Origin of the sequence: Arthrobacter sp. NicSoilB8 (assembly GCF_019977355.1) — a bacterium.
Classification (GTDB): Bacteria; Actinomycetota; Actinomycetes; order Actinomycetales; family Micrococcaceae; genus Arthrobacter.
Genome location: NZ_AP024655.1, coordinates 2,711,431 through 2,735,148, shown reverse-complemented (window position 1 = coordinate 2,735,148; position 23,718 = coordinate 2,711,431). Strand labels below are relative to the sequence as shown.

Sequence of the window (23,718 nt, the reverse complement as noted above, 5' to 3'; positions counted from 1 at the left end):
GGCCCCCAGTTGGCACTGTTGGTTGAGACGTAGATCACGTCGGCGTACTCCGAAAGAAGGACAACGATGTCTGCCGCCACCACAGAACTATGCCCCGAAGAAGTCTCTCCCTCCGGGCCGGCCGAATTGCCGCCATACTCCCATGAACTCGCCTGGCCGGACGGCATGGCGCCGTTCAAGGTCGTCGACGACGGAACGCAGGGGGATCCGTATGCGCACTACGCATGGATGCGCGAGAACGCCCCGGTCCTCCGCGCCGCCTCGCCGGTCTCGGACGTCTGGTTCATCTCCCGTTACGACGACGTCCGCAAGGCCATGCGCGCCCCCAAGGTCTTCTCCTCCCAGGTCGTGGACCCGGTACCGCTGACCTTTTTGACCCTGTTCGACGCGCCCAACCACACCCGACTGCGCCAGGTGGTTGCGCAGGCCTTCACGCCAAAGGCGATCGCCCGCTTCGAGGAGCGGGTCCGCGAAAACGCCCACAAATACCTTGACCCGATGATCGCGGCGGGAGGCGGGGACGCCGTCGACGACTACGCGATCCCGTTGAGCATGTCCACCATCAGCGCCCTGCTGGACGTCCCGGCGTCGGACTTCGAAAAGATGAAGTTCTGGTCCGACGAGACCTTCAGCTACTTCGGCCGGTTGGCCCGCAACGCGCAGGGCACGGGCACCGACGAACAGAGCACGTTCGAGTTCTTCGCGTATTTGAAGGACACCATGGAACGCCTCCACGCCGAGGGAAGCGAGTCGGTGGGCGGCCACATCGCCCGGATGTGGAAGGAGGGCCTGCTCAGCGAGAAGGAAGCCAAGGAACTCTGCGCCTTCGTCTTTGTCGCCGGCCATGACACCACCACCATCCTGCTTGCCAATGCCTTCCGGGTCTTCAGCGAACAGCCTGAACTGCTGCACCGGATCCGGCAGAACCCCGCCGAGGCGAGCCTCTTCGTGGAGGAACTGGCCCGCTTCCGCGGAACGGTGCAGCGCGCCAGCCGGATCACCACCGAAGAAGTCGAAGTCGCCGGCGTGCGCCTCCCGGCCGGCGCCATCGTCCGGCTGCTGCCCGCCGCCGCGAACCGCGACAGCAACAAGTACCCCGACGGCGAGAGATTCGACATGGACCGCAACACCGACGGTCACCTCGGCTTCGGCCACGGCGTGCACAGCTGCCTCGGCGCCCCGCTGGCCAGGCTGGAAACGGTGGTGACGGTGGAACTCCTCGCCGCAAAGCTTGGCTCCCTGGCCCTCAGCCAGGACAAGCCGATCGAATACGTCCGGGGCAACAATCTGACCAACTCGGGGCCGGAGCACCTGCACGTGAAGCTGGAGAAGTTCAATGTCTAGCCGGCAGCCCACCGGGAACGGTCTGAATCCAATCGTCATCATCGGCGCCGGTCATTCCGGTGTCGCGGTGGCCGCAGGACTGCGCACCCGCGGCTGGGGCGGGGATATCCTGCTGCTCGAAGCCGAAAAGGAGACGCCCTACGAACGCCCTCCGCTGTCCAAGGAACTCCTGAAGGCGGGCGCCCCGGATGAGTCCGCCGTGCTGCGCAAGGAGAAGTTCTACGAGGACAAGCACATTGACCGGCGGGCCGGGCTCACCGTCGACGCCCTGGACCCGGCCGCGCGGACCCTCCAGCTGTCCGACGGCAGCCGCCAGGGTTACCACCGCCTCGTCATAGCCACCGGTTCGCGGGCCAGGTCCCTGACGGTCCCCGGGGCGGGCCTTCCCGGGGTGCAGGCCCTGCGGACCCGGGATGACGCCCTGGAACTCAAGCGCGCCCTCGTCCCCGGCGCCCGGGTCGCCATTATCGGCGCCGGGTACATCGGCCTGGAAGTCGCGGCCGCTGCTTCCGCCCGGGGCTGCGAGGTCACGGTGCTCGAATTCCAGGACCGTGTGATGAGCCGCGTGACCTCCGAACCGGTGTCCCGCTTCTTCGAGCAGCTTCATGAACGAAACGGCGTCCGGTTCGTCTTCGGTGCCGCGGTCACCGCTATCGAAGGGGACGAACGGGCCGAACGGGTGGTCACCGCCGACGGCAGCTCCTACCCGGCCGACGTCGTCCTCGCCGGAATCGGCGTGGTGCCCAACCAGGAACTCGCCGCCTGTGCCGGACTCGAGTGCCGGGACGGGATCCTCGTGGACGGGGATGGCCGGACCTCCGTTCCGGACATCTACGCCACCGGCGACGTCACGCGCTTCACCAGCAGCATCGACGGCGCCAGCCAGCGCCTCGAATGCATCCAGAACGCGATGGGGCAGGCCGACAGGGTGGCGGCGGACATCACCGGCCAGGACGCCGCAGAGCCGGAAATCCCGTGGTTCTGGACGGTGCAGCACGGTGTCCGGCTGCAGACGGCCGGGGTCCGCCACCCGGCTGACGAGGTGATCGTGCGCGGAGCCCCGGCGGACGGCAGGTTCTCGGTGGTCTATCTCCGGGACGGGCGCCTCGCCGCCGTCGACACCATCGCAGGCCTGACCGACTTCCGGCCGGCCAGGAAACTGATCGTCCGGAAGGCGCGGATTGACCCGTTGCTCGCCGCCGATCCCGGCACCCCGCTGGCCGACGCCGCGTTCGCGGCTGCCTGAAAACCGCAGCTGCCTGAAAACTGTGGCTGCCTGAAAACTAAGGAACAACCATGAGCAATAACAAACTCACCGTCGTCGACCGCGAGGGGTCCACCCACAGCCTCGAATGGGAGCCGGACCAGACCCTGATGGAGGCCCTCCGCGACAACGACCTCCCGGTCCTGGCATCCTGCGGCGGCACAGCCTCCTGTGCCACCTGCCACGTCTTCCTTGAGAAGGAGGTCTTCGACACCGTGGCCGAACGCAGCGAGGACGAACTCGAGGTGCTGGCCGAGGCCGAGGGCTACCAGGAATGCGGCTCCAGGCTCTCCTGCCAGCTCGACTTCAGCCGCGAACTCAACGGCGCCACCGTCACTCTGGCGCCGGAGGAGTAGCTGCGGCGCCAGGGAGCCGGGTAGCGAAGAGGCCGTCGTTCCATCTGCACCTTGGGGGATGGAACGGCGGCCGTTCCTACGGCGCCGGATCGGTCACCAGGATCCGCACCGAGCACAGCTCCGCGGCGGCCTTCTTGAGGACCGTGGCGCGCGGATCCGGGACGTCCAGGAACGCCAGCCGCGGCAGGACGGCGTAGCGCTTCAGGACCGGCTCGGCGAGGACCTGATCGGCCAAAGTCCGGTCGCCGCCCGGCGCCAGATACTCGATCCGGTGCGCCGCGAAGATTCTCCCGGCGTGCACGGCAACCGCTTCGACGAGGGCATCGGCCTGGTTGGCGCGCCGCCGGGCGAAGCGCTGCTGCGACCAGCCGCCGGCAGCGGTCCGTGACTGGACGTGACGGGTGCCGGTTTTGGACGCCAGCACGGCGCCGCTGCTGACCACCGCCACCGAATATCCGCCGCGGCGGACCAGCACGGTACCGATGCTCCGGGGCTGCCCGGCCAGGGAAGCCAGCCGTGCCACCGCGTCGCCGCCGTGCCCGGGCCGGCCGTCAACGGGCCAGGGCGCTTGCAGCAGCGCCACGGCGCCGTCCGCGGCGCGCAGCTGCAGGCCGGCGTCGAGCTCCTCCTCCAGCAGCGCGCCATGACTCGCTGCGAAGCGATCCACCCAGCCCGGAAGCCGGGCGCCGGAAACGAAGGCCACACGGGACTCGGGGCTGGGCATGGCAGGCTCTCCAGTGCGGGGTAGCGGGCAGGACGGTGTCAGTCCGGGCGGGAACTAGAAGTAGCCTATCTATGTGGATGATCTCTTTGGCGCAGGGCGGGACGCTGCCGACAGAAATGATGCCGACGCAGACGACGTCGACGGCGGAATCAGCGACCCCGGAATCAGCGTCGCCGGAATCAGCGACGGCGGCGACGAATCCGGCAGCGCCGGGTCCGGAACCCGTCCGGCTCCCCGTCCGGCTCCCCGTCAGGCTCCCCGTCCCTCGGGGGCCGGGTCGCCGCGCAGCCCGCTCGCCGTCCGGATGCGGCCGCGCACCCTGGATGACGTGGTGGGCCAGCAGCACCTGCTCGGCCAGGGCTCCCCGCTGCGCCAGCTGGCCGCCGGTTCCAACGCGACCGGACCGGCCGGACCGAGCTCGGTGATCCTTTGGGGTCCACCCGGAACCGGCAAGACCACCCTTGCCCACGTGATTGCGAAGGGCCCCGGCAGGAAATTCGTCGAACTCTCCGCCATCACCGCCGGCGTCAAGGACGTCCGCCGCGTCATGGATGAGGCCCTGACGGCGCGCGACCTCTTCAAGACCACCACGGTCCTGTTCCTCGACGAGATCCACCGCTTCAACAAGGCGCAGCAGGACGCGCTGCTGCCCGGCGTCGAGAACCGCTGGGTGGTGCTCGTGGCGGCCACCACCGAAAACCCTTCCTTCTCCGTGGTGTCCCCGCTGCTGTCCCGCTCGCTGCTGCTGACCCTCAAACCGCTCACCGACGCCGACGTCGAGGGCCTGCTCCAGCGGGCCGTCACGGATGTCCGCGGCCTCAACGGCAAAGCAAGACTCAGTGCCGACGCGCTGGCGCACCTGGTCCGGCTTTCCGGCGGCGACGCCCGCCGTGCCCTGACGGCACTCGAGGCCGCCGCCGGCGTCGCCTTCGGTGATGCGGACGACATCGACGCAGGCGTCGCCGGTGCAGCCGCCGGGGCGGCCGGGGATGCTCCGGTGAGTATTGAACTCAAGCACACAGAGCGGGCCCTGGATGTCGCCTCCGTTCGCTACGACCGGGCCGGGGACCAGCACTACGACGTCGCCAGCGCGTTCATCAAATCGATCCGTGGCTCGGACGTCGACGCCGCCCTGCACTATCTCGCCCGGATGCTCGAGGCCGGAGAGGACCCGCGGTTCGTGGCCCGCCGGATCGTGATCTCCGCGGCCGAGGACGTCGGCATGGCTGACCCGACGGCCCTGCAGACCGCCGTCGCGGCAGCCCAGGCCGTCCAGCTGATCGGCATGCCGGAAGGCCGGATCATCCTCGCCGAGGCCGTGGTGCACCTGGCCACCGCGCCGAAGTCAAACGCCGCCTATATGGGGATCAACCAGGCGATCGCCGATGTCCGGGCCGGGCTCGGGAACGGGGTCCCGGCCCATCTGCGCGACGCCCACTACCCGGGCTCCAAACAGTTGGGCCACGGCAAAGGCTACAAATACGCCCATGACGCACCGCATGCCGTGGCCACGCAGCAGTACCCGCCGGACGACCTCGTGGGCCGGAATTACTACGAACCCACTGCCAACGGGGCCGAACGCGACATTTCCACCCGGCTTGAGCGGCTCCGGAAAATCATCCGCGGCAAGTAATCTGCCCGTTTTCTGAGCCGGTTCTGCCCCTGACCTGCACCTGACCTGCCCCTGGCCGGACTCTGTTCCGTTCCTGGCCTGGCGGCTGGCCAGCTGGGGGTCCATGGCGCCGGAATCCACCGTTGACATAGGGGGTAGGAGGTCTAACGTGGAATTACGGTCAGCATGGATCTGCTGACTGTCCATGCGGCGCAGGGGACAGCGCGGCTCATTTGGCCGGCTCTGGCTACCGCACCCCGGAACGTCAGCCGGCTTCGCTCCATCCAAGGTTTCCAGCGCGAGCGTCCCGCCCAGTCCCCAGGTAGTGTCCCATGACCATGAATTTCGTTACCGCCATGGCAGTGAAGTCTTTCGACGTGCCCGACAGGAAGCGGTGCCCGGACAAGGCCGAATTCGACCTCTGCACCGTTAACGACTACTCGGTCGCCAAGTTGATTCTCGCACCGGGCTGGCGCTGGTCGGAGAGCACCAAACCCTACGAGCAGACCGACGCCTGCCTGCACCACCATCTCGGTTTTTGCATTTCCGGAGTGATGGAAGTCGAAACGGCCGAGGGGCTGCATTCGATGATCCACGCCAACGACACCTACGCCATTCCGCCGGGCCATGACGAATGGGTCGTGGGTCCGGACCCGTTCGTGGCCGTGGAATTCCTGGGTGCGGCATCGTTCGTGCGCAGGGGCGGCCGGGGCTTGCACGCCCGGATCTGACGTCGGTGCCGGCTTCGGGCAGAACTTCGGCCTGCGGCCCGCGCCATGGTAGGCTGGTTCGTTGTCTGGCAAGGCACGGACGCACAATCCATCGAAACTTAGCATTTGATGAGGGTTGCCCTGTGCCCAGTAGCAAAAGGCAGCGGTTGGCCGATGCTCTCCATCGTGGAGGCCAGTAACACTGACACACCGCAGATATTGGAAGGACACAAGTGGCTAACAACACTCGTGCTCGCCGTACCGCACGCCTTTCGCGTGCACTCGGCATCGCTCTGACCCCCAAGGCCGCCAAGTACATGGAGCGCCGCCCGTACGGCCCCGGTGAGCACGGCCGTGCCCGCAAGAAGCAGGACTCCGACTACGCCGTACGTCTGCGCGAAAAGCAGCGTCTGCGCGCCCAGTACGGCATCCGCGAAGCCCAGATGACCCGTGCCTTCGAAGAAGCACGCCGCACCAAGGGCCTGACCGGTGAAAACCTGATCGAACTGCTCGAAATGCGTCTCGACGCCCTCGTGCTGCGTGCCGGCTTTGCCCGCACGATCGCCCAGGCCCGCCAGCTGGTTGTGCACCGCCACATCCTGGTTGACGGCATCCGCGTTGACCGCCCGTCTTTCCGCGTCGGCGAGGGCCAGCTGGTCCACGTTCACAGCCGCAGCGAGACCATGCCTCCGTTCCAGGTTGCAGCAGCCGGCGCTCACCGCGACGTCCTGCCGATGGTTCCGGCCTACCTGGACGTCAAGCTTGACGCCCTCCAGGCCCGCCTGGTGCGCCGCCCCAAGCGTTCCGAGATCCCCGTGACCTGCGAAGAGCAGCTCGTCGTGGAATTCTACGCACGCTAAATAGAAGGCAACACCTCCAAAGAAGCCCGTGGCAAGCGCCGCGGGCTTCTTTGTATGTAAGGTACTTGGGGGAGTTCCCCGGGAGCCGTTTCTGCCTGCCGGCTGAAACCGTCGGATGAAACTGTCGGACGAAACCGTCGGGAACCGACGCAACGAGCAGGTATCCACTGCAGTTCAAGGAGATGAGTGTCTATGTCTGGTGGCGATATTGCCGGCCTGATCGCGGCTGGAGTGTTTGCACTGCTGGTCCTGCTGCTCGCCGTGCCGATCCTGAAGCTCGGGGGAGTGTTTGACGAAGTGCGGACCTCCATCCGCTCCATCAGCGACGGCGCCACCCCGCTCATGGACGAAGTCACCGCCACGGTGTCCACCACCAACGAGCAGCTGAAGAAGGTGGACGGCATTGCCTCCAACGTCTCGGACGCCTCCGCCAACATTTCGGCACTGTCCTCGCTCATGGCCGCCACCGTGGGCTCGCCGCTGATCAAGGTGGCAGCCTTCAGCTACGGCGTGCGCTCCGCCTTCGCCAGCCGCAAGAAGCCCGCCACCGGCCGCCGCAGCCGCTAAGCCCTCCGGGAGAACCTGATAATGAACAGAATCATCTGGATGGGAATCGGCGTCGCGATCGGCGTCATCGCCTTCCGCAAGATCACCGAAGCCCAGTCCGCCCTGGGCCCTGAGGGCCTGAACCGGGCCGTGGGACGGCTCGCGGACGGTGTCTACGACTTCGCCGACGCGGTCCGCGAAGGCATGGGCGAGCGGGAGGCCGAGCTCCGCTCCGCCCTCGGCATTGACACAACCATTGAGGCAGGTACCGGCGGCCTGGTGGGGCGCCGGGATGCAGTCCGGCGCTAGCCGGGAGAGAATTAGTAAGTACGGTGCCCGTCACGGGCGCGCCGGCACGGCTGCGGGGCCCTAGGGCCACCTGGAATGACAGGACCCGCTCCGGTGCCGGACCTCAGCTTGTCCCGCGCAGCACAGAGGCGGGCCACACAACGCAGTGCCTATTAAACGCAGTGCATATTGAAGGGTAAGAAAACAGCTCATGAAGTCGCAGGAGATCACCAAGCGCTGGATCGACTTTTTTGTCAGCAAGGGACACACCGCCGTGCCCTCCGCCTCCCTGGTCTCCAGCGACCCGTCCCTGCTGTTCACGGTCGCCGGCATGGTCCCGTTCATCCCGTACCTGACGGCCCGTGAAGAAGCGCCCTACCAGCGGGCCACCAGTGTGCAGAAGTGCATCCGGACCGGTGACATCGAGGAAGTCGGCAAAACCGCCCGCCACGGCACCTTCTTCCAGATGTGCGGCAACTTCTCCTTTGGCGACTACTTCAAGGAAGACGCCATCAAGTTCGCCTGGGAGCTCCTCACCACCAGCGTTGACGACGGCGGGTACGGACTGCCGCCCGAGCGGCTCTGGGTCACCGTCTACGAAGAGGACGACGAGGCCAAAGAGCTGTGGCTGAAGAACACCGGAGTCCCCGCCGAACGCATCCAGCGGATGGGCAAGGCAGACAACTACTGGTCCACCGGCCAGCCCGGCCCCGCCGGTCCCTGCTCGGAGATCTACTATGACCGCGGCCCCGCCTACGGCATCGAGGGCGGCCCGCTCGCCGACGAGACCCGGTACATCGAGATCTGGAACCTGGTGTTCATGCAGTACCAGATCGACAACGTCCGTTCCAAGGTGGACTTCGACATCACCGGCGAGCTTCCCAAGAAGAACATCGACACCGGCCTCGGCATGGAACGCCTCGCGATGATCCTGCAGGGCGTCGAGAACATGTACGAGACCGACCAGGTCCGGCCCGTGATCGACAAGGCCGCCGAACTCTCCGGCAGGGAATACACCTCGGCCGAGACGCCCGAGGACCCGCACCACACCGATGATGTCCGCATGCGCGTCGTGGCCGACCACATCCGCTCCGCCCTCATGCTGATCGCCGACGGCGTCACCCCGTCCAACGAGGGCCGCGGCTACGTCCTGCGCCGCCTGATCCGCCGCGCCGTGCGCTCCATGCGCCTGCTGGGCGTCGAAAAGGCATGCCTGCCGGAGCTCCTCCCGGCCTCCCGGGACGCCATGAAGGGCGTCTACCCGATCGTGGAAACCGACTTCGAGCGCATCAGCCGGATCGCCTACGCCGAAGAGAAGGCCTTCCTGCGCACCATCGCCTCCGGCACCGCCCGGCTCGAGGACGCCGTCAAGGAATCCAAGTCCGCCGGCCGGCCGCTCTCCGGCGCCGATGCCTTTGCCCTGCACGACACCTACGGCTTCCCGATCGATCTCACCCTCGAGATGGCCGAGGAAGCCGGGCTCAAGGTCGACGAGCCCGAGTTCCGCAAACTCATGCTCGAGCAGCGCCAGCGCGCCCAGGCCGACGCCAAGGGCAAGAAGGGCGCCCATGCCGACCTCAGCGCGTTCCAGGAACTCCTCGCCCAGGGCGAAACCGTCTTCACCGGCTACACCGAACTCCAGGGCGAGTCCAAGGTCCGCGGCATCCTCGCCGGCGGCCGGAAGGTCGCCCAGGCCTCCACAGGCGAGGAAATCGAACTTGTCCTGGCCGAGACGCCGTTCTACGCCGAGGCCGGCGGCCAGGCCGCCGACACCGGGCTCATCACCGGTGACGGCTTCGTCGTCGAGGTCCTGGACGTCCAGCGTCCCGTCAAGGGCCTGAGCGTGCACAAGGCGATTGTCCGCGAAGGCGAAATCGGCGCGGACGCCCTCGTCCAGGCCGCTGTCGACCGCGAACGCCGCCACGCCGCCGAACAGGCCCACACGGGCACGCACATCGTGCACGCGGCCCTGCACCAGATCCTCGGCCCGGAGGCCCTGCAGCGCGGCTCCTTCAACAAGGCCGGCTACCTGCGCTTCGACTTCGCCTGGGGCGAGGGCCTGAGTGCCGCCACCCGGTCCGAGATCGAGGAAGTCTCCAACATCGCCATCCGCAATAACTTCCGGGTGGAGACCAAGATCATGGGACTCGCCGAGGCCAAGGCCCTCGGCGCCATGGCACTGTTCGGCGAGAACTACGGCAACGAGGTCCGGGTCGTGGAGATCGACGGCGCCTGGTCACGCGAGCTCTGCGGCGGGACCCACGTCGAGAACACCTCGCTGATCGGCAGCCTGTCCCTGCTCGGCGAACAGTCCGTCGGCTCGGGAAACCGCCGCGTTGAAGCCTTCGTGGGCATGGACGCCTTCCGGCACCTCGCCGCCGAGCGCGCCCTGGTCACAGAGCTCACGGAAATGCTGAAGGTCCCCTCCGGGCTCCTCGCGGACCGGATCGCCAGCACCCTGACCAAGCTCAAGACCGCCGAAAAGGAACTTGAGCGGCTCCGCAGGGAGCAGCTCACGGCTGCCGCCGCCCAGCTGGTGGGCACCGCAAAGGATGCCGCCGGCGTGAAGGTCATTGCGCACGACGCCGGCCAGGTCAGCGGCGCGGATGACCTGCGCGGCCTGGCCCTGGACCTACGGACCCGCCTCGGTTCCGAGGCCGCCGCTGTTGCCGTCGCAGGCGTCAGCAACGACCGCCCCGTGATCCTGATCGCCACCAACGAAGCGGCCCGCGCCGCCGGCGTGAAGGCCGGTGTCCTGGTGCGCCTGGCCGCCGGTGTCCTCGGCGGCGGCGGTGGCGGCAAGGACGACGTCGCCCAGGGCGGCGGCACGGATGCCGCCAAGGTCGGGGCTGCCCTCAGCGCCGTCGTGGACGCCATCACCCGGCGATAAGCGGTTCCCTAAATGACTGAAGGTGCTGTGGCCGGCGTCTATCCCCGGGGCGTGAAGCTCGGGGTGGACGTCGGCACCGTCCGTGTGGGCGTCGCCGTCTGCGACCGCGACGGAATCCTGGCGACTCCGCTGCGCACGCTGCAGCGCAACGTGAAAAAGAACACTGACGTGCTCATCCTGGCCGCCCTGGCCGCGGAGCTGGACGCCGTGGAGATTTTCGTGGGCCTGCCGCGCACCATGAAAGGCGAGGAACACGCCTCGGCCCGGATGGCGACGGAGTACGCGGTGCTCTTGGCCCAGGCCCTGCAGGACGCCGGAACCGATGTGCCGGTGCGCCTGGTTGACGAGCGGCTCAGCACCGTGACCGCCCACCGCAACCTCCGCGAAGCTGGCATGAGCAGCAGAAATCACCGTACAGTGGTTGATCAGGTTGCGGCGGCAGGTATTCTGCAACATGCGATTGATATGCAAAAGGCCAGGGGAACGGAGGTCGGAAACCGCGTGTACGCGGAGTCTGCGCCGGGGCCGACCGGAGACGGCGCACAGACCGGCCCGGCAGTACAGACGCACTCTTCAGAACATGGAAGGCTACAGTGAGCCCGGTCAACAGTGATGACTCCTCCGGTGACGCCCTTAGCGGTGCCGGCCGACCGCTGACGCGCAAAGAGATCAGGGCCCGGGAGAAGCTCCTGGCGACGCAGGGACACAGCGTGATCCCGCCGCAGGCCTTTGAGACGGGACAGGACGACCCGACGCCGGACCCCGCACCGTCTGCCGGGACCCGGCCCGCACCCGCTGACCCGGCCGCCGAGACCCCGGCCGCCGAAACCCTTCCCGCCGAGACCCTGCCCGCCGAACCGCCGCAGGCCGCCCCGGACCTCCCCGAGTCTGCCCCGACGGTTCATGAGGAAACGGCGCACGAGCAAACGGTGCACGCTGAGACGCTGCATGAGGACACTGTGCCCGCTGAGACGCTGGACGGGGACACAGTGCGCGGGGACACCGGGCACGAAACCGGGCGCGAGGTTGCCGCTGACCATGTTCCGGACCGCGACGACTTCACCCAGCTCATCCCCGTCCGCGACATCCCCGTCCCCGACGACGCGACCCGCGCAGAGCCCGTCCACGCTGAGCCCATCCACACAGAGCCCGTCCACGAAGACGCCGTCTATGCGACGGCAGGCCAGCATGGCTACGAAGCCCGCCAGGACGCGGCTGCCCGTGGCACCGGCCCCCACCACGGCTACGCGCTGCCGCGCCACGACGTGGGACACGAATCGGGACACGAACCGGGACAAGATCTAGAACAAGGTGTGGGACAACATGACGAGGCCCACCATGTCTACGACGACTCCGTCGACCACGACGCGCAGGAGCACCCGGACGCCGAATACCACCAAGAACCAGGCCACGAGCTGATGGCCGGATCCATCCGGTATGACAAGGCCCCCGGCAAGAAGATCCGACGCCGGCGCCGCTTCCTGGCCCTGGTCCTGACGCTGACCGTGTTCGTCGTGGCCGTCGCGGTGGGCGCACAGTTCCTCAAGCCCCTCCTGGGCGGGGACACCACGGCCGACTATCCGGGCCCGGGGACCGGCGAGGTCACCATCACTGTTGAACCCGGTGCCGGACCACGATCCGTCGCCACCGAGCTGGAGTCGAAGAAGGTCGTGGCGAACGCCGACACGTTCCTCAAAGCGTTCACCGCATCCGGCGGTGCCCTGAACCCCGGCACCTTCTCGATGCGCCAGGAAATGAAGAACTCCGACGCCGTGGACGTCCTGCTCAACAAGGACAAGGGCAAGGTCATGTACTTTGCGCTCAGTGCCGGGTTGCGGATCAACGAATCGCTGCAGGCGATTTCCGAGGGCACGGGAATCTCCGTTCCTGAGTTGAAGGCGCTCAGCGATGCGCCGGCGCAGTTCGGCGTCCCGGCGAAGGCCAAGAACCTGGAAGGCTACCTGGCCCCGGGGGAGTACCGCTTCCCGCTGGGATCCTCCGCGAAGGACATTCTGCAAAAGCTCGTCGGCACCACCCTGGACGAGCTGAAGGCCCAGGGAGTCACCGATCCCGCCAAGCAGTACGACGTCGTGACGGTCGCCAGCATCGTCCAGGCCGAGGGCGGGCAGGCCGAATACGGCGACGTGGCCGGTGCCATCTACAACCGCCTCAAGCCCAATAACACCGAGACCAACGGGCTCATCCAGTCCGATGCCACGGTCACGTACGGGCTGGGCATCCGGAGCTTCCACATCGACGAGGCCCAGAAGGCGGACAAGTCGAACCCTTACAACACCTACGCCAACCAGGGCCTGCCCGCCGGACCGATCGGTTCGCCCGGCAAGACGGCCATAGACGCCGCCGCCAAGCCCAAGACCAACCAGTACCTCTACTGGGTCACCATCAACCTGGACACCAAGGAGACCAAGTTCTCCAAGACCCTGGCTGAACACAACGGATACGTGGCGCAGTACAACGCGTGGTGCGAGGCCAACCCGGGACGTTGCGTATGACGCTGCGGGCGGCCGTGCTCGGGCATCCCATCAGCCACTCAAAGTCGCCGGCACTGCACCGGGCCGCTTACGCCCACCTGGGCGTGGACATCGCCTACTCCGCCATTGACGTAACCGAAGCCGGGCTGCCGGCCTTCATGCGGCAGGTCAGGGACGAGGTGCGCGCGGACGGTTCCTGGCGGGGGCTGTCGGTCACTATGCCGCTCAAATCCGCCATGGTGGCCGAAGTGGACGAGGTCCGGGGCGTGGCCCGCGCACTGGGGGTCGTCAACACCGTCGCGTTCGAATCCAACGGCAACGGTGGTGGCCACACCCGGTTGGTCGCCTACAACACGGACGTCCCCGGCATCGTCAACGCGCTCCGGCATGCGGGAGCCGCAACGGCCCCGACGGCAGCGGTCCTCGGCGGGGGCGGGACGTCGGCAGCCGCCATCGCCGCCCTCAAGGAACTCGGCGCCGCGTCGGCAAAGGTGTTCGTCCGCGATGTCAGCCGCGCCACGGAAGCCCGCGCGGCCTCCGCCGCCGTGGGTCTGCCCGTCCAGGTGCTTCCCCTCGCCGGGGCGGCAGCCGCCGTCGCCGCGGCCGACGTCGTCATTTCGACGCTGCCGCCCCGTGCGGCCGACGCGCTGGCCGGGGAACTGGCCGAAGAGCTGGCGGCGAAGCCGGCAGGAGCGCTGCCTCCGCCCGATGGCCAGAGGCTGCCCAGTCCGGGCGTGCTCACTCCCGGGGTGCTGTTGGACGTTGCCTACGATCCGTGGCCGAGCCGGATCGCGGCAGCCTGGCAGGACGCGGGGGGAACCGTGGTCCCCGGGCTTGAAATGCTCATTTACCAGGCGGTGGAGCAGGTACGGCACTTCACCGGGCTGGGCGAGGCCATGCCGGCCGGAGTCATAGATGTGATGTGTGACGCAGTCGGGGCGCCCCGACGGGTGTTCTAAGGTCCCGACATGGCAGGATGGAAACTATGTTGCGTTGGTTGACTGCCGGAGAATCCCATGGCCCGGCACTGGTCGGAATAATTGAAGGCGTGCCCGCCGGTGTGGAGCTCACCAGCGACCACATCAGCGAGGCCCTGGCCCGCCGGCGGCTCGGCTACGGCCGTGGCGCCCGGATGAAATTCGAGCAGGATGTGGTCACGATCCTCGGCGGCGTCCGCCACGGCCTGACCCAGGGCGGCCCCGTCGCCATCCAGGTCGGCAACACCGAGTGGCCCAAGTGGGAACAGATCATGTCCTCCGATCCCGTGGCTCCGGAGATCCTGGCCGACCAGGCCCGGAATGCCCCGCTCACCCGGCCCCGGCCCGGCCACGCCGATTTTACCGGCATGCAGAAATACGGCTTCGACGAGGCCCGCCCGGTCTTGGAGCGTGCCAGCGCCCGCGAGACGGCCACGAGGGTTGCGCTCGGCACGGTCGCCGCAGCGTTCCTCAAGCAGCTCGGAATCGAGCTCGTCTCCCACACCGTGTCCATCGCCAGCGTAGCCGTGCCGGAAGGCCGGCCGCTCCCGCTCCCGGACAACGTCCTGGCCCTCGACGCCGATCCGCTGCGCTGCTTCGACCGCGAAACCTCGGACGCCATGGTGGCCGAGGTCGACGTCGCGCACAAGGAGGGCGAAACCCTCGGCGGGGTCGTCGAAGTGCTTGCCTACGGCCTGCCGCCGGGACTTGGCAGCTACGTCCACTGGGACCGGCGCCTCGACTCGCGCCTGGCCGCGGCCCTCATGGGCATCCAGGCCATCAAGGGCGTTGAGGTCGGCGACGGCTTCCTCACGGCCGCCCGCCGCGGCTCGGCCGCCCACGACGAAATCGTCAAGGACGCGAACGGCAAGATCATCCGGACCTCCAACCGGGCCGGCGGGATTGAGGGCGGCATGAGCATCGGCGACGTGCTGCGCGTCCGTGCCGCCATGAAGCCGATCGCCACCGTGCCCCGCGCCCTCAAAACCGTCGACGTCAGCACCGGGGAAGCCGCCAAGGCCCACCACCAGCGCTCCGACGTCTGTGCCGTCCCGGCCGCCGGCGTAGTGGCCGAGGCCATGGTGGCCCTGGTGCTCGCCGAAGCGGTCACCGAAAAATTCGGCGGGGACTCCGTGCAGGAGACCGCCCGCAACATCAAGGGTTACCTGGACAACATCCCGGCGTCCCTGGACTCGATCGGCCACTAGTGCCGGTCGGGAACAACGAACGGCTCTCTGCCACGGCAAAACCCCCGGCAAGACTCCCGGGAAAGCCCCCGGCAGGGCATCCCCGCCCGATCGTCCTGATCGGCCCCATGGCCGTGGGCAAATCGGCGGTCGGACAGCAGCTCGCGCAGCACCTCGGGTGGGAGTTCGTGGACACGGACGCCGTCGTGGTGGCACAGCACGGGACGATCGCGGAGATTTTCGCCAGCCGGGGCGAGCACGCCTTCCGTGAGCTGGAGGCCCGCGCCGTCGCGCAAGCCATTGAAGACGCGCGACGGAGCAACGCCGTCATTTCCCTCGGCGGCGGGGCCGTTCTCGACTCCGGTACCCAGCAGCTCCTGGGCCGCTGTACCGTGGTGTACCTCGAATGCGACGCCGAGACCGTGGCGGAACGCATCGCCCGGAATTCGGGCCGGCCGCTCCTGGCCGGCGATGCCATGGGCCGGTGGCGGACCTTGTTCGCCACCCGGCAGCCGGTCTACGAACGGCTTGCGGACCTCATCCTCGATGTCCGGCGCGGCACCGTTTCCGAACTGGCTCACCGGCTGGAAGATGCGCTGGAGGAGTATGCCGCGGCGAAGACCGCTGGCGTGCCCGCTCCGGCGGCAACAAAGGAAGTTGAATAGTGAGTACCGAATCAACCGTCATCAAAGTCACCGGACACACGCCCAGTGAGAACTACGACGTCGTAGTTGGCCGCGGCCTCCTGGCAAGCCTGCCGGGCCTCCTGGGCGAACGCGTCAAGCGCGTCCTGGTCATCCACCCCCGCGCGCTCCGGCTCACCGGCGACACCGTCCGGGAAGAACTGGCCGCCGCCGGCTTCACCGCCCTGACCGCCGAGATCCCCGACGCCGAAGAAGGCAAACACATCGAGGTGGCGTCCTTCTGCTGGCAGGTGCTGGGGCAGAACGACTTCACCCGCTCCGACGCGATCGTCGCGGTCGGCGGCGGCGCCGTGACAGACCTCGCCGGCTTTGTTGCCGCGACCTGGCTGCGCGGCGTCAAGGTCATCCACATGCCCACGAGCCTGCTGGGCATGGTGGACGCCTCGGTGGGCGGCAAGACCGGCATCAACACCGCCGAGGGCAAGAACCTGGTGGGCGCGTTCCACCCGCCCGCCGGGGTCCTGGCGGACCTTGACACGCTGGAGACGCTGCCGAAGAACGAGATCATTTCCGGCATGGCCGAGGTCATCAAGTGCGGCTTCATCGCCGACCCGGCCATCCTGGACCTGATCGAAAAGGACCCGTCCGCGGTCTCCGATCCCCGCTCGGAGGTGCTGCGGGAACTGATCGAGCGTGCCATCAGCGTCAAGGCCCGGGTGGTCTCCGAGGACCTGAAGGAAACCGGCCAGCGCGAGATCCTGAACTACGGCCACACCCTGGGCCACGCGATCGAACTCGTCGAGCGCTACTCCTGGCGGCACGGTGCGGCCGTCTCCGTGGGCATGATGTTCGCCGCCGAGCTCGCCCGCAGCGTCGGCCGGCTCAGCGACGCCGACGCCGACAGGCACCGCAGCATCCTTGAAAGCCTCGGGCTCCCGATCACCTACCGCCGGGACCGCTGGCAGGCCCTCCTCGAGGGCATGCGCCGGGACAAGAAGTCCCGCGGTGACCTGCTGCGCTTCGTGGTGCTCGACGGTGTCGGCCGGCCCGGCATTCTCGACGTCCCCGACACGTCCCTGCTCTTTGCCGCCTACCAGGAGATTGCCTCCTGATGATCATGGTCAAGGGCGGCACGAGCGAATGGCCGGACGCGGGGTTTCCCGGGATCCGGATCAACCCGCAGAGCCTCATGCCCCAGATCGTCAACGACGAGGTCATGGCCGAAGCGCTGGCTGCCTCCACCGACCCCGGGGACCTGATCTTCATCCGGCTCGTTGAAGGGCATGCCGCCGAGGCCGCCGAACTCCTGGCCGAGGCCCGGTACAAGGACCCCGACTCGCTCCGGCTGCGGATCTTCGAGGCGGACGTGCTCCGGGTCTCCAACCGGTTCGACCGCGCCGTCGAGGTGTTCCGCCAGCTCCTTGCCGAGACCCAGGGCACCCTGGAGGAGGCGGCCGTCCGCCAGCACCTGGGCCGGTCCTACTTCGCCGGGGGCAACGTGGGCGCCGCCGTCGAGTCCTTCGCGAAGGCCCTCGATCTGCGCGTGGCCGGCTCCGCCGATGCTGCCCTGATTTACGCCTCGACCGTGGCGCTGCAGCGCGCCCGGGAAGTGCTGGAACAGCAGTCCTGAGCCGCCGTCCGGCAGCTGTCCGCGGGAACCGGTAGAATAGAACTTGGATTTTTGACAAACACGCGCTGGCGGGCCGATCGGCATGCCGGCCCGGCATACGTCGTCTGGCCGATAGCACCGGCCGGATGGAACCCGATAGAAACTAAGAGGATACAGTGGCAACCACTAACGACATCAAGAACGGAACCGTCCTTAAGCTTGAGGGCCAGCTTTGGAACATCATCGAGTTCCAGCACGTCAAGCCCGGCAAGGGTGGAGCGTTCGTGCGCACCAAGATGCGCAACGTGATGTCCGGCAAGGTCGTCGACAAGACCTTCAACGCCGGACTGAAGATCGAAACCGCCACCGTGGACCGCCGCGACTACCAGTACCTGTACCAGGACGGCGCCGACTTCGTCTTCATGGACACCTCGGACTTCGACCAGCTCACCGTTTCGGCCGCCACCGTCGGCGACGCCACCAACTTCATGCTCGAAAACCAGATGGTCAACATCGCCATCCACGAGGGCAACCCGCTCTACATCGAACTGCCCCCGAGCGTCGTCCTGGAGATCACCTACACGGAGCCGGGCCTGCAGGGCGACCGCTCCTCGGCCGGCACCAAGCCCGCCACGCTCGAAACCGGCTACGAGATCCAGGTGCCGCTGTTCGTCGAGAACAACACCAAGGTCAAGGTCGACACCCGCGACGGCAGCTACCTCGGCCGGGTCAACGACTAGTGAGTGCCCGCGGTAAAGCCCGGAACCGGGCCCTCGATGTCCTCTTTGAAGCCGAGCAGCGCTCGGCCTCGGCCTTCGACGTACTGAAGTCCCGCCGCGAGCAGACAGACCAGATCGTCAACCCGTACACCCTGGAAATCGTTGAAGGCGTGGTGTCGCACCAGGCCGCCATCGACGAATTCCTGGAGACCTATTCGCAGGGCTGGACCCTGGAGCGCATGCCCTCCGTGGACCGCATCATCCTGCGGATCGGCACCTGGGAACTGCTCTACAACGACGACGTCCCGGACGGCGTGGCTGTCAGCGAGGCCGTGGCCCTGGCCAAGACGCTCTCCACAGACGAGTCGCCGTCGTTCATCAACGGCCTGCTGGGCCGGCTCCAGCAGCTGAAGCCTTCGCTGCTGGCCTAAGCCGCACGGGAATACGTCCCCGGCACCACAAAGAACCCCGTCCGGGACATCCCGGGCGGGGTTCTTTCGTCAGCCGACGACGGCGGCCCGGAGGGCGGCGATCTCGGCGAGCCGGTGCTGCTCCTCGAGTTGGTATGTTGGCACGTCCCGGCCGCTGAGGATCCGTTGCCGGGTGAAGGCTAGCCGGGTGGCGGCACGGAGCAGGGCCTTCATCTGCGCGCCCCGCCCGACCGATTTGGCCCAGCGCAGCGCATTACGGCGGCCGCCGGTCGTGGCCAGCATGTCCACTTCGGCCACGGTGAACCAGCCCGCGGCGGCGTATTCCCGGAGCCGCTGGCGGGTGAACCTGCGCTCCGCCACGCGCAGCCACGCGATGACCAGGACCGCCAGCAGGAAGATCGGCACCTGCACCAGCAGGTACTGTCCCAGGAAGTCCTGGCCCATGCTGTTCCAGCCGCTGTGCAGCACCATCGAGGGGACGACGCCGACGACGAACGCCAGCACGACCAGGCCGTCGTTGCCGCGGCGCGCGGCGAAGCCCATGATCAGGCCCGTGGTCCCCGTGAAAATGGCGTGGGCAAACGGTGACATGACCCCGCGGAGGAAGAACACCACCGCGAGGTCCGTGCCGGGGTCGCTGGATTCGGCGATGGCGCGGCCGAAGTAAAGGATGTTCTCGGTGAACGCGAAGCCTGCCGCGATCGTGAAGGCGAACACCACGCCGTCGACCGGTCCGTCGAAGTGCCGCGGCGCGAAGAGCAGCAGCGACAGCAGCCCCAGGGACTTCGCGAATTCCTCCACCACCGGCGCCTGAACCGTCACGGCGAACGTCGCATAGTCGAGCCCCGAAACAGGCCCCGCCACCAGCGAAAAATAGGGCTGGAGCAGCATCGTCACCGCAATCGACACCGCGGCTCCCCAGACAAAGGCGAACAGCAGCAGCGGCCGGGGCTCAGGCTCCCACCGGTCGATAAAAAGCACCGTCAGCAGCACGGTCCCCAGCGGAATCAGCGAGGCGATGAAGCCGACCACAAAGCCGGCGATCCCGGTCCTTTCCAGCAGGAAGGGCAGGACCAGGAAGAGACTCATGAAGGCGAGGAAGAAGCCGGCCGGCACCAGCCCGGAACCACCGGCGGAACCGCGGCCGCCGGTGACCGTCGGAGCGGCGGGAGGCAGGGCCGGCTGAAACCGGCCGCTGTTGTTGGCCGGGGCCTGCTGGTAGTACACGGGTTCGACGTGCCCCAGCCACGTCGGGTTGGCCTGCTGGGGCAGCTGCCCCTGGCCGGAAGAGGGACGGCCGTGCTGGTCCTGCCCCGGCCGCGGCTCGTTCGTCGTCATGGAACCGAGCCTATGTCCGTGTGAGGTTAAACGCATGCCGGCGGCGTCGGGCGTCAGCTGCGCTGTGGTAATTTGAAAGAGCAAATAATCCTTTTTTAATTCCGTCCCGTGAGGCGGGGAAAGGGGAGACGAGCTTTGACTTCTGTGCCATCAGCACCGGGTCCGGCGAAGGTTGTGCTCACCAGGGTTGTCCTCAACCAGGCTGACATTGACCGCGCGCTTACTCGTATCGCCCATGAAATTCTCGAGGCCAACAAAGGCTCGCAGGACCTCGTCCTGCTGGGCATCCCGCGCCGGGGCTATCCCCTCGCCGTCCGCCTCGCCGCCAAGATCGCCGCCGCCGACCCCACCGTGGACGCCGCCGCGATCGTCGGCCAGCTCGACGTCACGATGTTCCGCGACGACCTCTCGCACCAGCCCACCCGGCCGCCGTACCCCACTCAGCTGCCGCGCACCGGCATCGACAACAAAGTTGTTGTGCTGATCGACGACGTCCTCTATTCCGGCCGCACCATCCGCGCCGCTCTGGACGCCCTGATTGACCTCGGCCGGCCGAGGATCGTGCGCCTCGCCGTCCTGATTGACCGCGGCCACCGGGAACTGCCGATCCGCGCCGACCACGTGGGCAAGAACCTCCCCACCTCGTCGGCCGAGAAGGTCCGCGTCCGGCTGGAGGAAACCGACTCAGTCGGCGGGGGAGTAGACGGCGCCCCCGACGGTGTCCCCGTCAACGAAGTGGTCATCGAGGCCACCGCATGAGGCATCTGCTTTCCACCGAAGACTTGAGCCTGGCCAACGCCGTCCGCATCCTCGACACCGCCGAGGAAATGGCGGCCGTGGGGGAGCGCGAGGTCAAGAAGCTGCCGGCCCTGCGCGGCCGCACCGTGGTCAACCTCTTCTTCGAGGACTCCACCCGCACCCGCATATCCTTCGAGGCCGCCGCGAAGCGGCTCTCCGCCGACGTCATCAACTTCGCCGCAAAGGGCTCTTCCGTCTCCAAGGGCGAGTCGCTCAAGGACACGGCCCAGACGCTCGCCGCCATGGGGGCCGACGCCGTCGTGATCCGGCACTGGGCCTCCGGCGCACCGCACCGGCTCGCCGCGACGGACTGGATCGACGCCGCCGTCATCAACGCCGGCGACGGCACCCACGAACACCCCACTCAGGCCCTCCTGGACGCCTTCACCATGCGCCGGCACTGGTCCAAACTTGCCGGCACGCCGTCGGCCGGGGCGGACCTCAAAGGCATGCGCGTCGCGATCGCCGGCGACGTCCTGCACTCGCGTGTGGCCCGCTCCAACGTCTGGCTCCTGCGCACCCTGGGCGCCGAGGTCACGCTCGTCGCGCCGCCCACCCTGCTGCCCATCGGGGTCGAGAAGTGGCCCTGCGCGGTCAGCTTCGACCTCGACGAAACCCTGGCCCGCGGCGTGGACGCGATGATGATGCTCCGGGTCCAGGGCGAACGGATGAACGCATCGTTCTTTCCCACCACCCGCGAATACTCGCGGCGCTGGGGCTTCGATGACAACCGGCTCCGCGCCCTCGATACCCTTGGGCTCAAAGACACCATCATCATGCACCCGGGTCCCATGAACCGCGGCCTGGAAATTTCCGCCGCCGCGGCGGACTCGCCCCGCTCCACCGTGCTGGCACAGGTCCGCAACGGCGTCTCCATCCGCATGGCGGCACTGTACCTGCTGCTTTCCGGCGAGACCCGCGAACCGGCCGCCCCCGCAGCCACATCCCTTGCGGCCGCCCCCGCAGCCACATCCCTTGCAGCCAGTTCCAGTGCCGCCAGTCCGAACGCCACCTATTCACCCCAGGAGAGCCACTGATGGCCGAACAGCAACAGCATGCAACCAACAGCGGCGCCTACCTCATCCGCGGCGCCGCGATCCTGGGCGGAGCAGCCGAGGACCTCCTGATCCGGGACGGCATCATCGCCGCCCGCGGCCAGGACCTGTCAGCCGACGGCGACGCAACAGTCATTGACGCCAGGGGCCTCATTGCCCTGCCCGGCATGGTGGACATCCACACCCACCTGCGCGAACCCGGCCGCGAAGACGCCGAAACCGTGGAAACCGGCACCCGCGCCGCCGCCCTGGGCGGCTACACCGCCGTGCACGCGATGGCCAACAGCACCCCGGTGGCGGACACCGCCGGCGTCGTCGAACAGGTCCTCACCCTGGGCCGGACCGCCGGCTGGGTGGACGTCCGCCCGGTGGGCGCCGTCACTGTGGGCCTGGCGGGGGAGCAGCTCGCCGAACTCGGCGCCATGGCCGACTCCCGCGCCCGGGTCCGGGTCTTCTCCGACGACGGCATCTGCGTCCACGACCCGGTCCTGATGCGCCGCGCGCTCGAATACGTCAAGGCGTTCGACGGCGTCGTTGCCCAGCACGCGCAGGAGCCCCGCCTCACCGCCGGCGCCCAGATGAACGAGGGCGAGGTCTCCGCCGTCCTCGGCCTCGCCGGCTGGCCGGCCGTCGCCGAAGAGAGCATCATCGCCCGTGACGTGCTGCTGGCCCAGCACGTCGGCTCCCGCCTGCACGTCTGCCACGTGTCCACGGCCGGTTCCGTGGAAATCATCCGCTGGGCCAAGTCCCGCGGCGTCAACGTCACGGCCGAGGTCACCCCGCACCACCTCTGGCTCACCGACGAGCTCGCCCGCAGCTATGACCCCGTCTACAAGGTCAACCCGCCGCTGCGCACCGACACCGACGTCCAGGCCCTGCGCGCCGCGCTGGCCGACGGCACGATCGACGTCGTCGGCACCGACCACGCCCCGCACCCGAGCGAGCACAAGGAATGCGAATGGGCGCAGGCGGCCATGGGCATGACCGGCCTCGAAACAGCGTTGTCCGTGGTCCAGCACACCATGATCGAAACCGGCCTGATGGGCTGGGACGACTTTGCCCGCGTCACCTCCACGGCTCCCGCCGCGATCGGCCGGCTCGAGGACCAGGGCCGCCCGCTCGAGACCGGCGAACCCGCCAACGTCACACTCGTGGACCCGGCTGCGCGCTGGACCGTGGACCCTTCTAAGATGGCAACCATGGGCCGTAACTCTCCGTTTGCCGGCCGGGAACTCCCGGGCAAGGTGGTGGCCACCTTCTTCAAGGGTCATCCGACCGTCCTTGACGGCAAACTCAACACCCCGTACCGGTGGCCGGCCGACGCTGTCGACGCCGCACCGTCGGGCCGCCCCTGATGGTCAAGGACCTGTCCCTGATCTTCACGCTGGTCCTGGTTGGCGTCGCGCTGACGCTGATCTGGATCGGCTGGCGCAACCGCCTGCGCCGCCAGTCCGACGTCGAGCCCCTGCCCGACGTCCCCGCCGAACTCGGCGCACCGCTGGCCGCGGCCGACGGCCAGTACGTCGCGTCCACCACCGCCGGCGACTGGCTGGACCGGATCGCGGTCCACCATCTGGGCATCCGCACCAACGCCGAACTCAGCGTGCATCCGGAAGGGGCGCTGTTCGAACGTGCGGGAGCCGGCCCGGTGTTCATCCCGGCCGCTCAGCTGACCGGGGTGCGCCAGGAAAGCGGCATGGCCGGAAAGTTCGTGGAGAAGGACGGCCTGCTCGTGCTGAGCTGGATGCTCGGCTCCCACGAGCTGGACACCGGTTTCCGGACCCGGCGTGCCGAGGACAAAGCCCTGCTCCTCACCACCCTCCAAGATTTGATCTCCGCAGCCCCTCAGGCAGAAGCCGATAGTGGAAAGTAAC

General features: G+C 67.9%; 24 protein-coding genes. 22 read left to right on the top strand and 2 right to left on the bottom strand.

Annotated elements, in window-relative coordinates:
- Nucleotides 1-66: 66 nt before the first annotated feature.
- From LDO15_RS12305 to LDO15_RS12295, 3 genes are read left to right on the top strand one after another with little or no spacing between them, the layout of a single operon-like run.
- A complete protein-coding gene (locus LDO15_RS12305; RefSeq protein WP_223979144.1) occupies nucleotides 67-1,344 on the top strand; it encodes a cytochrome P450 in 1,278 nt (425 codons plus the stop codon).
- Nucleotides 1,337-2,590 (top strand): FAD-dependent oxidoreductase, encoded by a 1,254-nt coding sequence (locus LDO15_RS12300; protein ID WP_223979142.1) that lies wholly within the window; start codon nucleotides 1,337-1,339, stop codon nucleotides 2,588-2,590. The genes LDO15_RS12305 and LDO15_RS12300 overlap by 8 nt, the downstream gene beginning before the upstream one ends.
- Before the next feature lie 50 nt (nucleotides 2,591-2,640).
- Nucleotides 2,641-2,964, top strand: coding sequence for a 2Fe-2S iron-sulfur cluster-binding protein (locus LDO15_RS12295; RefSeq protein WP_223979140.1), 324 nt, complete (start codon nucleotides 2,641-2,643; stop codon nucleotides 2,962-2,964).
- 76 nt (nucleotides 2,965-3,040) lie between these two features.
- Here the strand turns inward: LDO15_RS12295 and LDO15_RS12290 are convergent, their stop codons facing one another.
- Nucleotides 3,041-3,688 carry an acVLRF1 family peptidyl-tRNA hydrolase gene (locus LDO15_RS12290; protein WP_223979138.1) on the bottom strand — a complete coding sequence of 216 codons (648 nt, stop codon included), beginning with the start codon at nucleotides 3,686-3,688 and terminating at the stop codon, nucleotides 3,041-3,043.
- Between the two features lie 73 nt (nucleotides 3,689-3,761).
- Between LDO15_RS12290 and LDO15_RS12285 the strand changes: the two genes are divergently transcribed.
- The 15 genes from LDO15_RS12285 (at nucleotide 3,762) to nusB (ending at nucleotide 18,653) form a co-directional block, all read left to right on the top strand.
- On the top strand, nucleotides 3,762-5,321 hold the full coding sequence (locus tag LDO15_RS12285; protein ID WP_223979137.1) for a replication-associated recombination protein A: 1,560 nt from the start codon (nucleotides 3,762-3,764) through the stop codon (nucleotides 5,319-5,321).
- Nucleotides 5,322-5,632: 311 nt separating this feature from the next.
- Nucleotides 5,633-6,031: a cupin gene (locus LDO15_RS12280; protein WP_223979136.1), complete on the top strand. Its 399-nt coding sequence runs from the start codon at nucleotides 5,633-5,635 to the stop codon at nucleotides 6,029-6,031.
- A 212-nt stretch (nucleotides 6,032-6,243) separates the two neighbouring features.
- Nucleotides 6,244-6,870, top strand: coding sequence for a 30S ribosomal protein S4 (rpsD, locus tag LDO15_RS12275; protein ID WP_091251848.1), 627 nt, complete (start codon nucleotides 6,244-6,246; stop codon nucleotides 6,868-6,870).
- A gap of 192 nt (nucleotides 6,871-7,062) precedes the next feature.
- A complete protein-coding gene (locus tag LDO15_RS12270) occupies nucleotides 7,063-7,437 on the top strand; it encodes a DUF948 domain-containing protein (protein WP_223979135.1) in 375 nt (124 codons plus the stop codon).
- Between the two features lie 21 nt (nucleotides 7,438-7,458).
- Nucleotides 7,459-7,725, top strand: a complete 267-nt coding sequence (locus LDO15_RS12265; RefSeq protein WP_223979134.1) for a DUF6167 family protein — start codon at nucleotides 7,459-7,461, stop codon at nucleotides 7,723-7,725.
- A gap of 190 nt (nucleotides 7,726-7,915) precedes the next feature.
- Nucleotides 7,916-10,594 carry an alanine--tRNA ligase gene (gene alaS, locus LDO15_RS12260; RefSeq protein WP_223979133.1) on the top strand — a complete coding sequence of 893 codons (2,679 nt, stop codon included), beginning with the start codon at nucleotides 7,916-7,918 and terminating at the stop codon, nucleotides 10,592-10,594.
- Nucleotides 10,595-10,606: 12 nt separating this feature from the next.
- A complete protein-coding gene (ruvX, locus tag LDO15_RS12255) occupies nucleotides 10,607-11,191 on the top strand; it encodes a Holliday junction resolvase RuvX (protein WP_223979132.1) in 585 nt (194 codons plus the stop codon).
- Nucleotides 11,188-13,107 (top strand): endolytic transglycosylase MltG, encoded by a 1,920-nt coding sequence (mltG, locus tag LDO15_RS12250; RefSeq protein ID WP_223979130.1) that lies wholly within the window; start codon nucleotides 11,188-11,190, stop codon nucleotides 13,105-13,107. The genes ruvX and mltG overlap by 4 nt, the downstream gene beginning before the upstream one ends.
- The gene (locus LDO15_RS12245) at nucleotides 13,104-14,045 is read left to right on the top strand and encodes a shikimate dehydrogenase (RefSeq protein ID WP_223979129.1); all 942 of its coding nucleotides are present in this window, start codon (nucleotides 13,104-13,106) and stop codon (nucleotides 14,043-14,045) included. The genes mltG and LDO15_RS12245 overlap by 4 nt, the downstream gene beginning before the upstream one ends.
- A gap of 26 nt (nucleotides 14,046-14,071) precedes the next feature.
- Nucleotides 14,072-15,271: a chorismate synthase gene (aroC, locus tag LDO15_RS12240; protein WP_223979128.1), complete on the top strand. Its 1,200-nt coding sequence runs from the start codon at nucleotides 14,072-14,074 to the stop codon at nucleotides 15,269-15,271.
- 107 nt (nucleotides 15,272-15,378) lie between these two features.
- Entirely contained in the window at nucleotides 15,379-15,915 is a 537-nt protein-coding gene (locus tag LDO15_RS12235) for a shikimate kinase (protein WP_263428135.1), read from the top strand.
- Nucleotides 15,915-17,006, top strand: coding sequence for a 3-dehydroquinate synthase (aroB, locus tag LDO15_RS12230; protein WP_223979126.1), 1,092 nt, complete (start codon nucleotides 15,915-15,917; stop codon nucleotides 17,004-17,006). Before LDO15_RS12235 ends, aroB begins: the two co-directional genes overlap by 1 nt.
- Nucleotides 17,006-17,524, top strand: coding sequence for a tetratricopeptide repeat protein (locus LDO15_RS12225; protein ID WP_223979125.1), 519 nt, complete (start codon nucleotides 17,006-17,008; stop codon nucleotides 17,522-17,524). Before aroB ends, LDO15_RS12225 begins: the two co-directional genes overlap by 1 nt.
- A 155-nt stretch (nucleotides 17,525-17,679) precedes the next feature.
- Nucleotides 17,680-18,243 (top strand): elongation factor P, encoded by a 564-nt coding sequence (gene efp, locus LDO15_RS12220; protein WP_018773146.1) that lies wholly within the window; start codon nucleotides 17,680-17,682, stop codon nucleotides 18,241-18,243.
- Nucleotides 18,243-18,653, top strand: a complete 411-nt coding sequence (gene nusB, locus LDO15_RS12215) for a transcription antitermination factor NusB (protein ID WP_091251831.1) — start codon at nucleotides 18,243-18,245, stop codon at nucleotides 18,651-18,653. The genes efp and nusB overlap by 1 nt, the downstream gene beginning before the upstream one ends.
- A 69-nt stretch (nucleotides 18,654-18,722) precedes the next feature.
- Here the strand turns inward: nusB and LDO15_RS12210 are convergent, their stop codons facing one another.
- Complete coding sequence (locus LDO15_RS12210; protein WP_223979124.1) at nucleotides 18,723-19,991, bottom strand: PrsW family intramembrane metalloprotease; 1,269 nt, start codon at nucleotides 19,989-19,991, stop codon at nucleotides 18,723-18,725.
- A gap of 135 nt (nucleotides 19,992-20,126) precedes the next feature.
- On the opposite strand from LDO15_RS12210, the gene pyrR reads away from it, so the two are divergent.
- From pyrR to LDO15_RS12190, 4 genes are read left to right on the top strand one after another with little or no spacing between them, the layout of a single operon-like run.
- Nucleotides 20,127-20,750, top strand: a complete 624-nt coding sequence (gene pyrR, locus LDO15_RS12205) for a bifunctional pyr operon transcriptional regulator/uracil phosphoribosyltransferase PyrR (RefSeq protein ID WP_223979123.1) — start codon at nucleotides 20,127-20,129, stop codon at nucleotides 20,748-20,750.
- The gene (locus LDO15_RS12200) at nucleotides 20,747-21,826 is read left to right on the top strand and encodes an aspartate carbamoyltransferase catalytic subunit (protein WP_223979121.1); all 1,080 of its coding nucleotides are present in this window, start codon (nucleotides 20,747-20,749) and stop codon (nucleotides 21,824-21,826) included. Before pyrR ends, LDO15_RS12200 begins: the two co-directional genes overlap by 4 nt.
- Nucleotides 21,826-23,199: a dihydroorotase gene (locus tag LDO15_RS12195; RefSeq protein ID WP_223979119.1), complete on the top strand. Its 1,374-nt coding sequence runs from the start codon at nucleotides 21,826-21,828 to the stop codon at nucleotides 23,197-23,199. The genes LDO15_RS12200 and LDO15_RS12195 overlap by 1 nt, the downstream gene beginning before the upstream one ends.
- Nucleotides 23,199-23,717, top strand: coding sequence for a hypothetical protein (locus LDO15_RS12190; protein ID WP_223979118.1), 519 nt, complete (start codon nucleotides 23,199-23,201; stop codon nucleotides 23,715-23,717). The genes LDO15_RS12195 and LDO15_RS12190 overlap by 1 nt, the downstream gene beginning before the upstream one ends.
- The last annotated feature ends 1 nt before the right edge of the window (nucleotide 23,718 follow it).

Coding starts and splice junctions, on each gene's coding strand:
- LDO15_RS12305 (WP_223979144.1), top strand. CDS start 67: ATGTCTGCCGCCACCACAGAACTATGCCCCGAAGAAGTCTCTCCCTCC.
- LDO15_RS12300 (WP_223979142.1), top strand. CDS start 1,337: ATGTCTAGCCGGCAGCCCACCGGGAACGGTCTGAATCCAATCGTCATC.
- LDO15_RS12295 (WP_223979140.1), top strand. CDS start 2,641: ATGAGCAATAACAAACTCACCGTCGTCGACCGCGAGGGGTCCACCCAC.
- LDO15_RS12290 (WP_223979138.1), bottom strand. CDS start 3,688: ATGCCCAGCCCCGAGTCCCGTGTGGCCTTCGTTTCCGGCGCCCGGCTT.
- LDO15_RS12280 (WP_223979136.1), top strand. CDS start 5,633: ATGACCATGAATTTCGTTACCGCCATGGCAGTGAAGTCTTTCGACGTG.
- LDO15_RS12270 (WP_223979135.1), top strand. CDS start 7,063: ATGTCTGGTGGCGATATTGCCGGCCTGATCGCGGCTGGAGTGTTTGCA.
- LDO15_RS12265 (WP_223979134.1), top strand. CDS start 7,459: ATGAACAGAATCATCTGGATGGGAATCGGCGTCGCGATCGGCGTCATC.
- alaS (WP_223979133.1), top strand. CDS start 7,916: ATGAAGTCGCAGGAGATCACCAAGCGCTGGATCGACTTTTTTGTCAGC.
- ruvX (WP_223979132.1), top strand. CDS start 10,607: ATGACTGAAGGTGCTGTGGCCGGCGTCTATCCCCGGGGCGTGAAGCTC.
- LDO15_RS12245 (WP_223979129.1), top strand. CDS start 13,104: ATGACGCTGCGGGCGGCCGTGCTCGGGCATCCCATCAGCCACTCAAAG.
- aroC (WP_223979128.1), top strand. CDS start 14,072: ATGTTGCGTTGGTTGACTGCCGGAGAATCCCATGGCCCGGCACTGGTC.
- LDO15_RS12235 (WP_263428135.1), top strand. CDS start 15,379: ATGGCCGTGGGCAAATCGGCGGTCGGACAGCAGCTCGCGCAGCACCTC.
- LDO15_RS12225 (WP_223979125.1), top strand. CDS start 17,006: ATGATCATGGTCAAGGGCGGCACGAGCGAATGGCCGGACGCGGGGTTT.
- LDO15_RS12210 (WP_223979124.1), bottom strand. CDS start 19,991: ATGACGACGAACGAGCCGCGGCCGGGGCAGGACCAGCACGGCCGTCCC.
- LDO15_RS12200 (WP_223979121.1), top strand. CDS start 20,747: ATGAGGCATCTGCTTTCCACCGAAGACTTGAGCCTGGCCAACGCCGTC.
- LDO15_RS12195 (WP_223979119.1), top strand. CDS start 21,826: ATGGCCGAACAGCAACAGCATGCAACCAACAGCGGCGCCTACCTCATC.
- LDO15_RS12190 (WP_223979118.1), top strand. CDS start 23,199: ATGGTCAAGGACCTGTCCCTGATCTTCACGCTGGTCCTGGTTGGCGTC.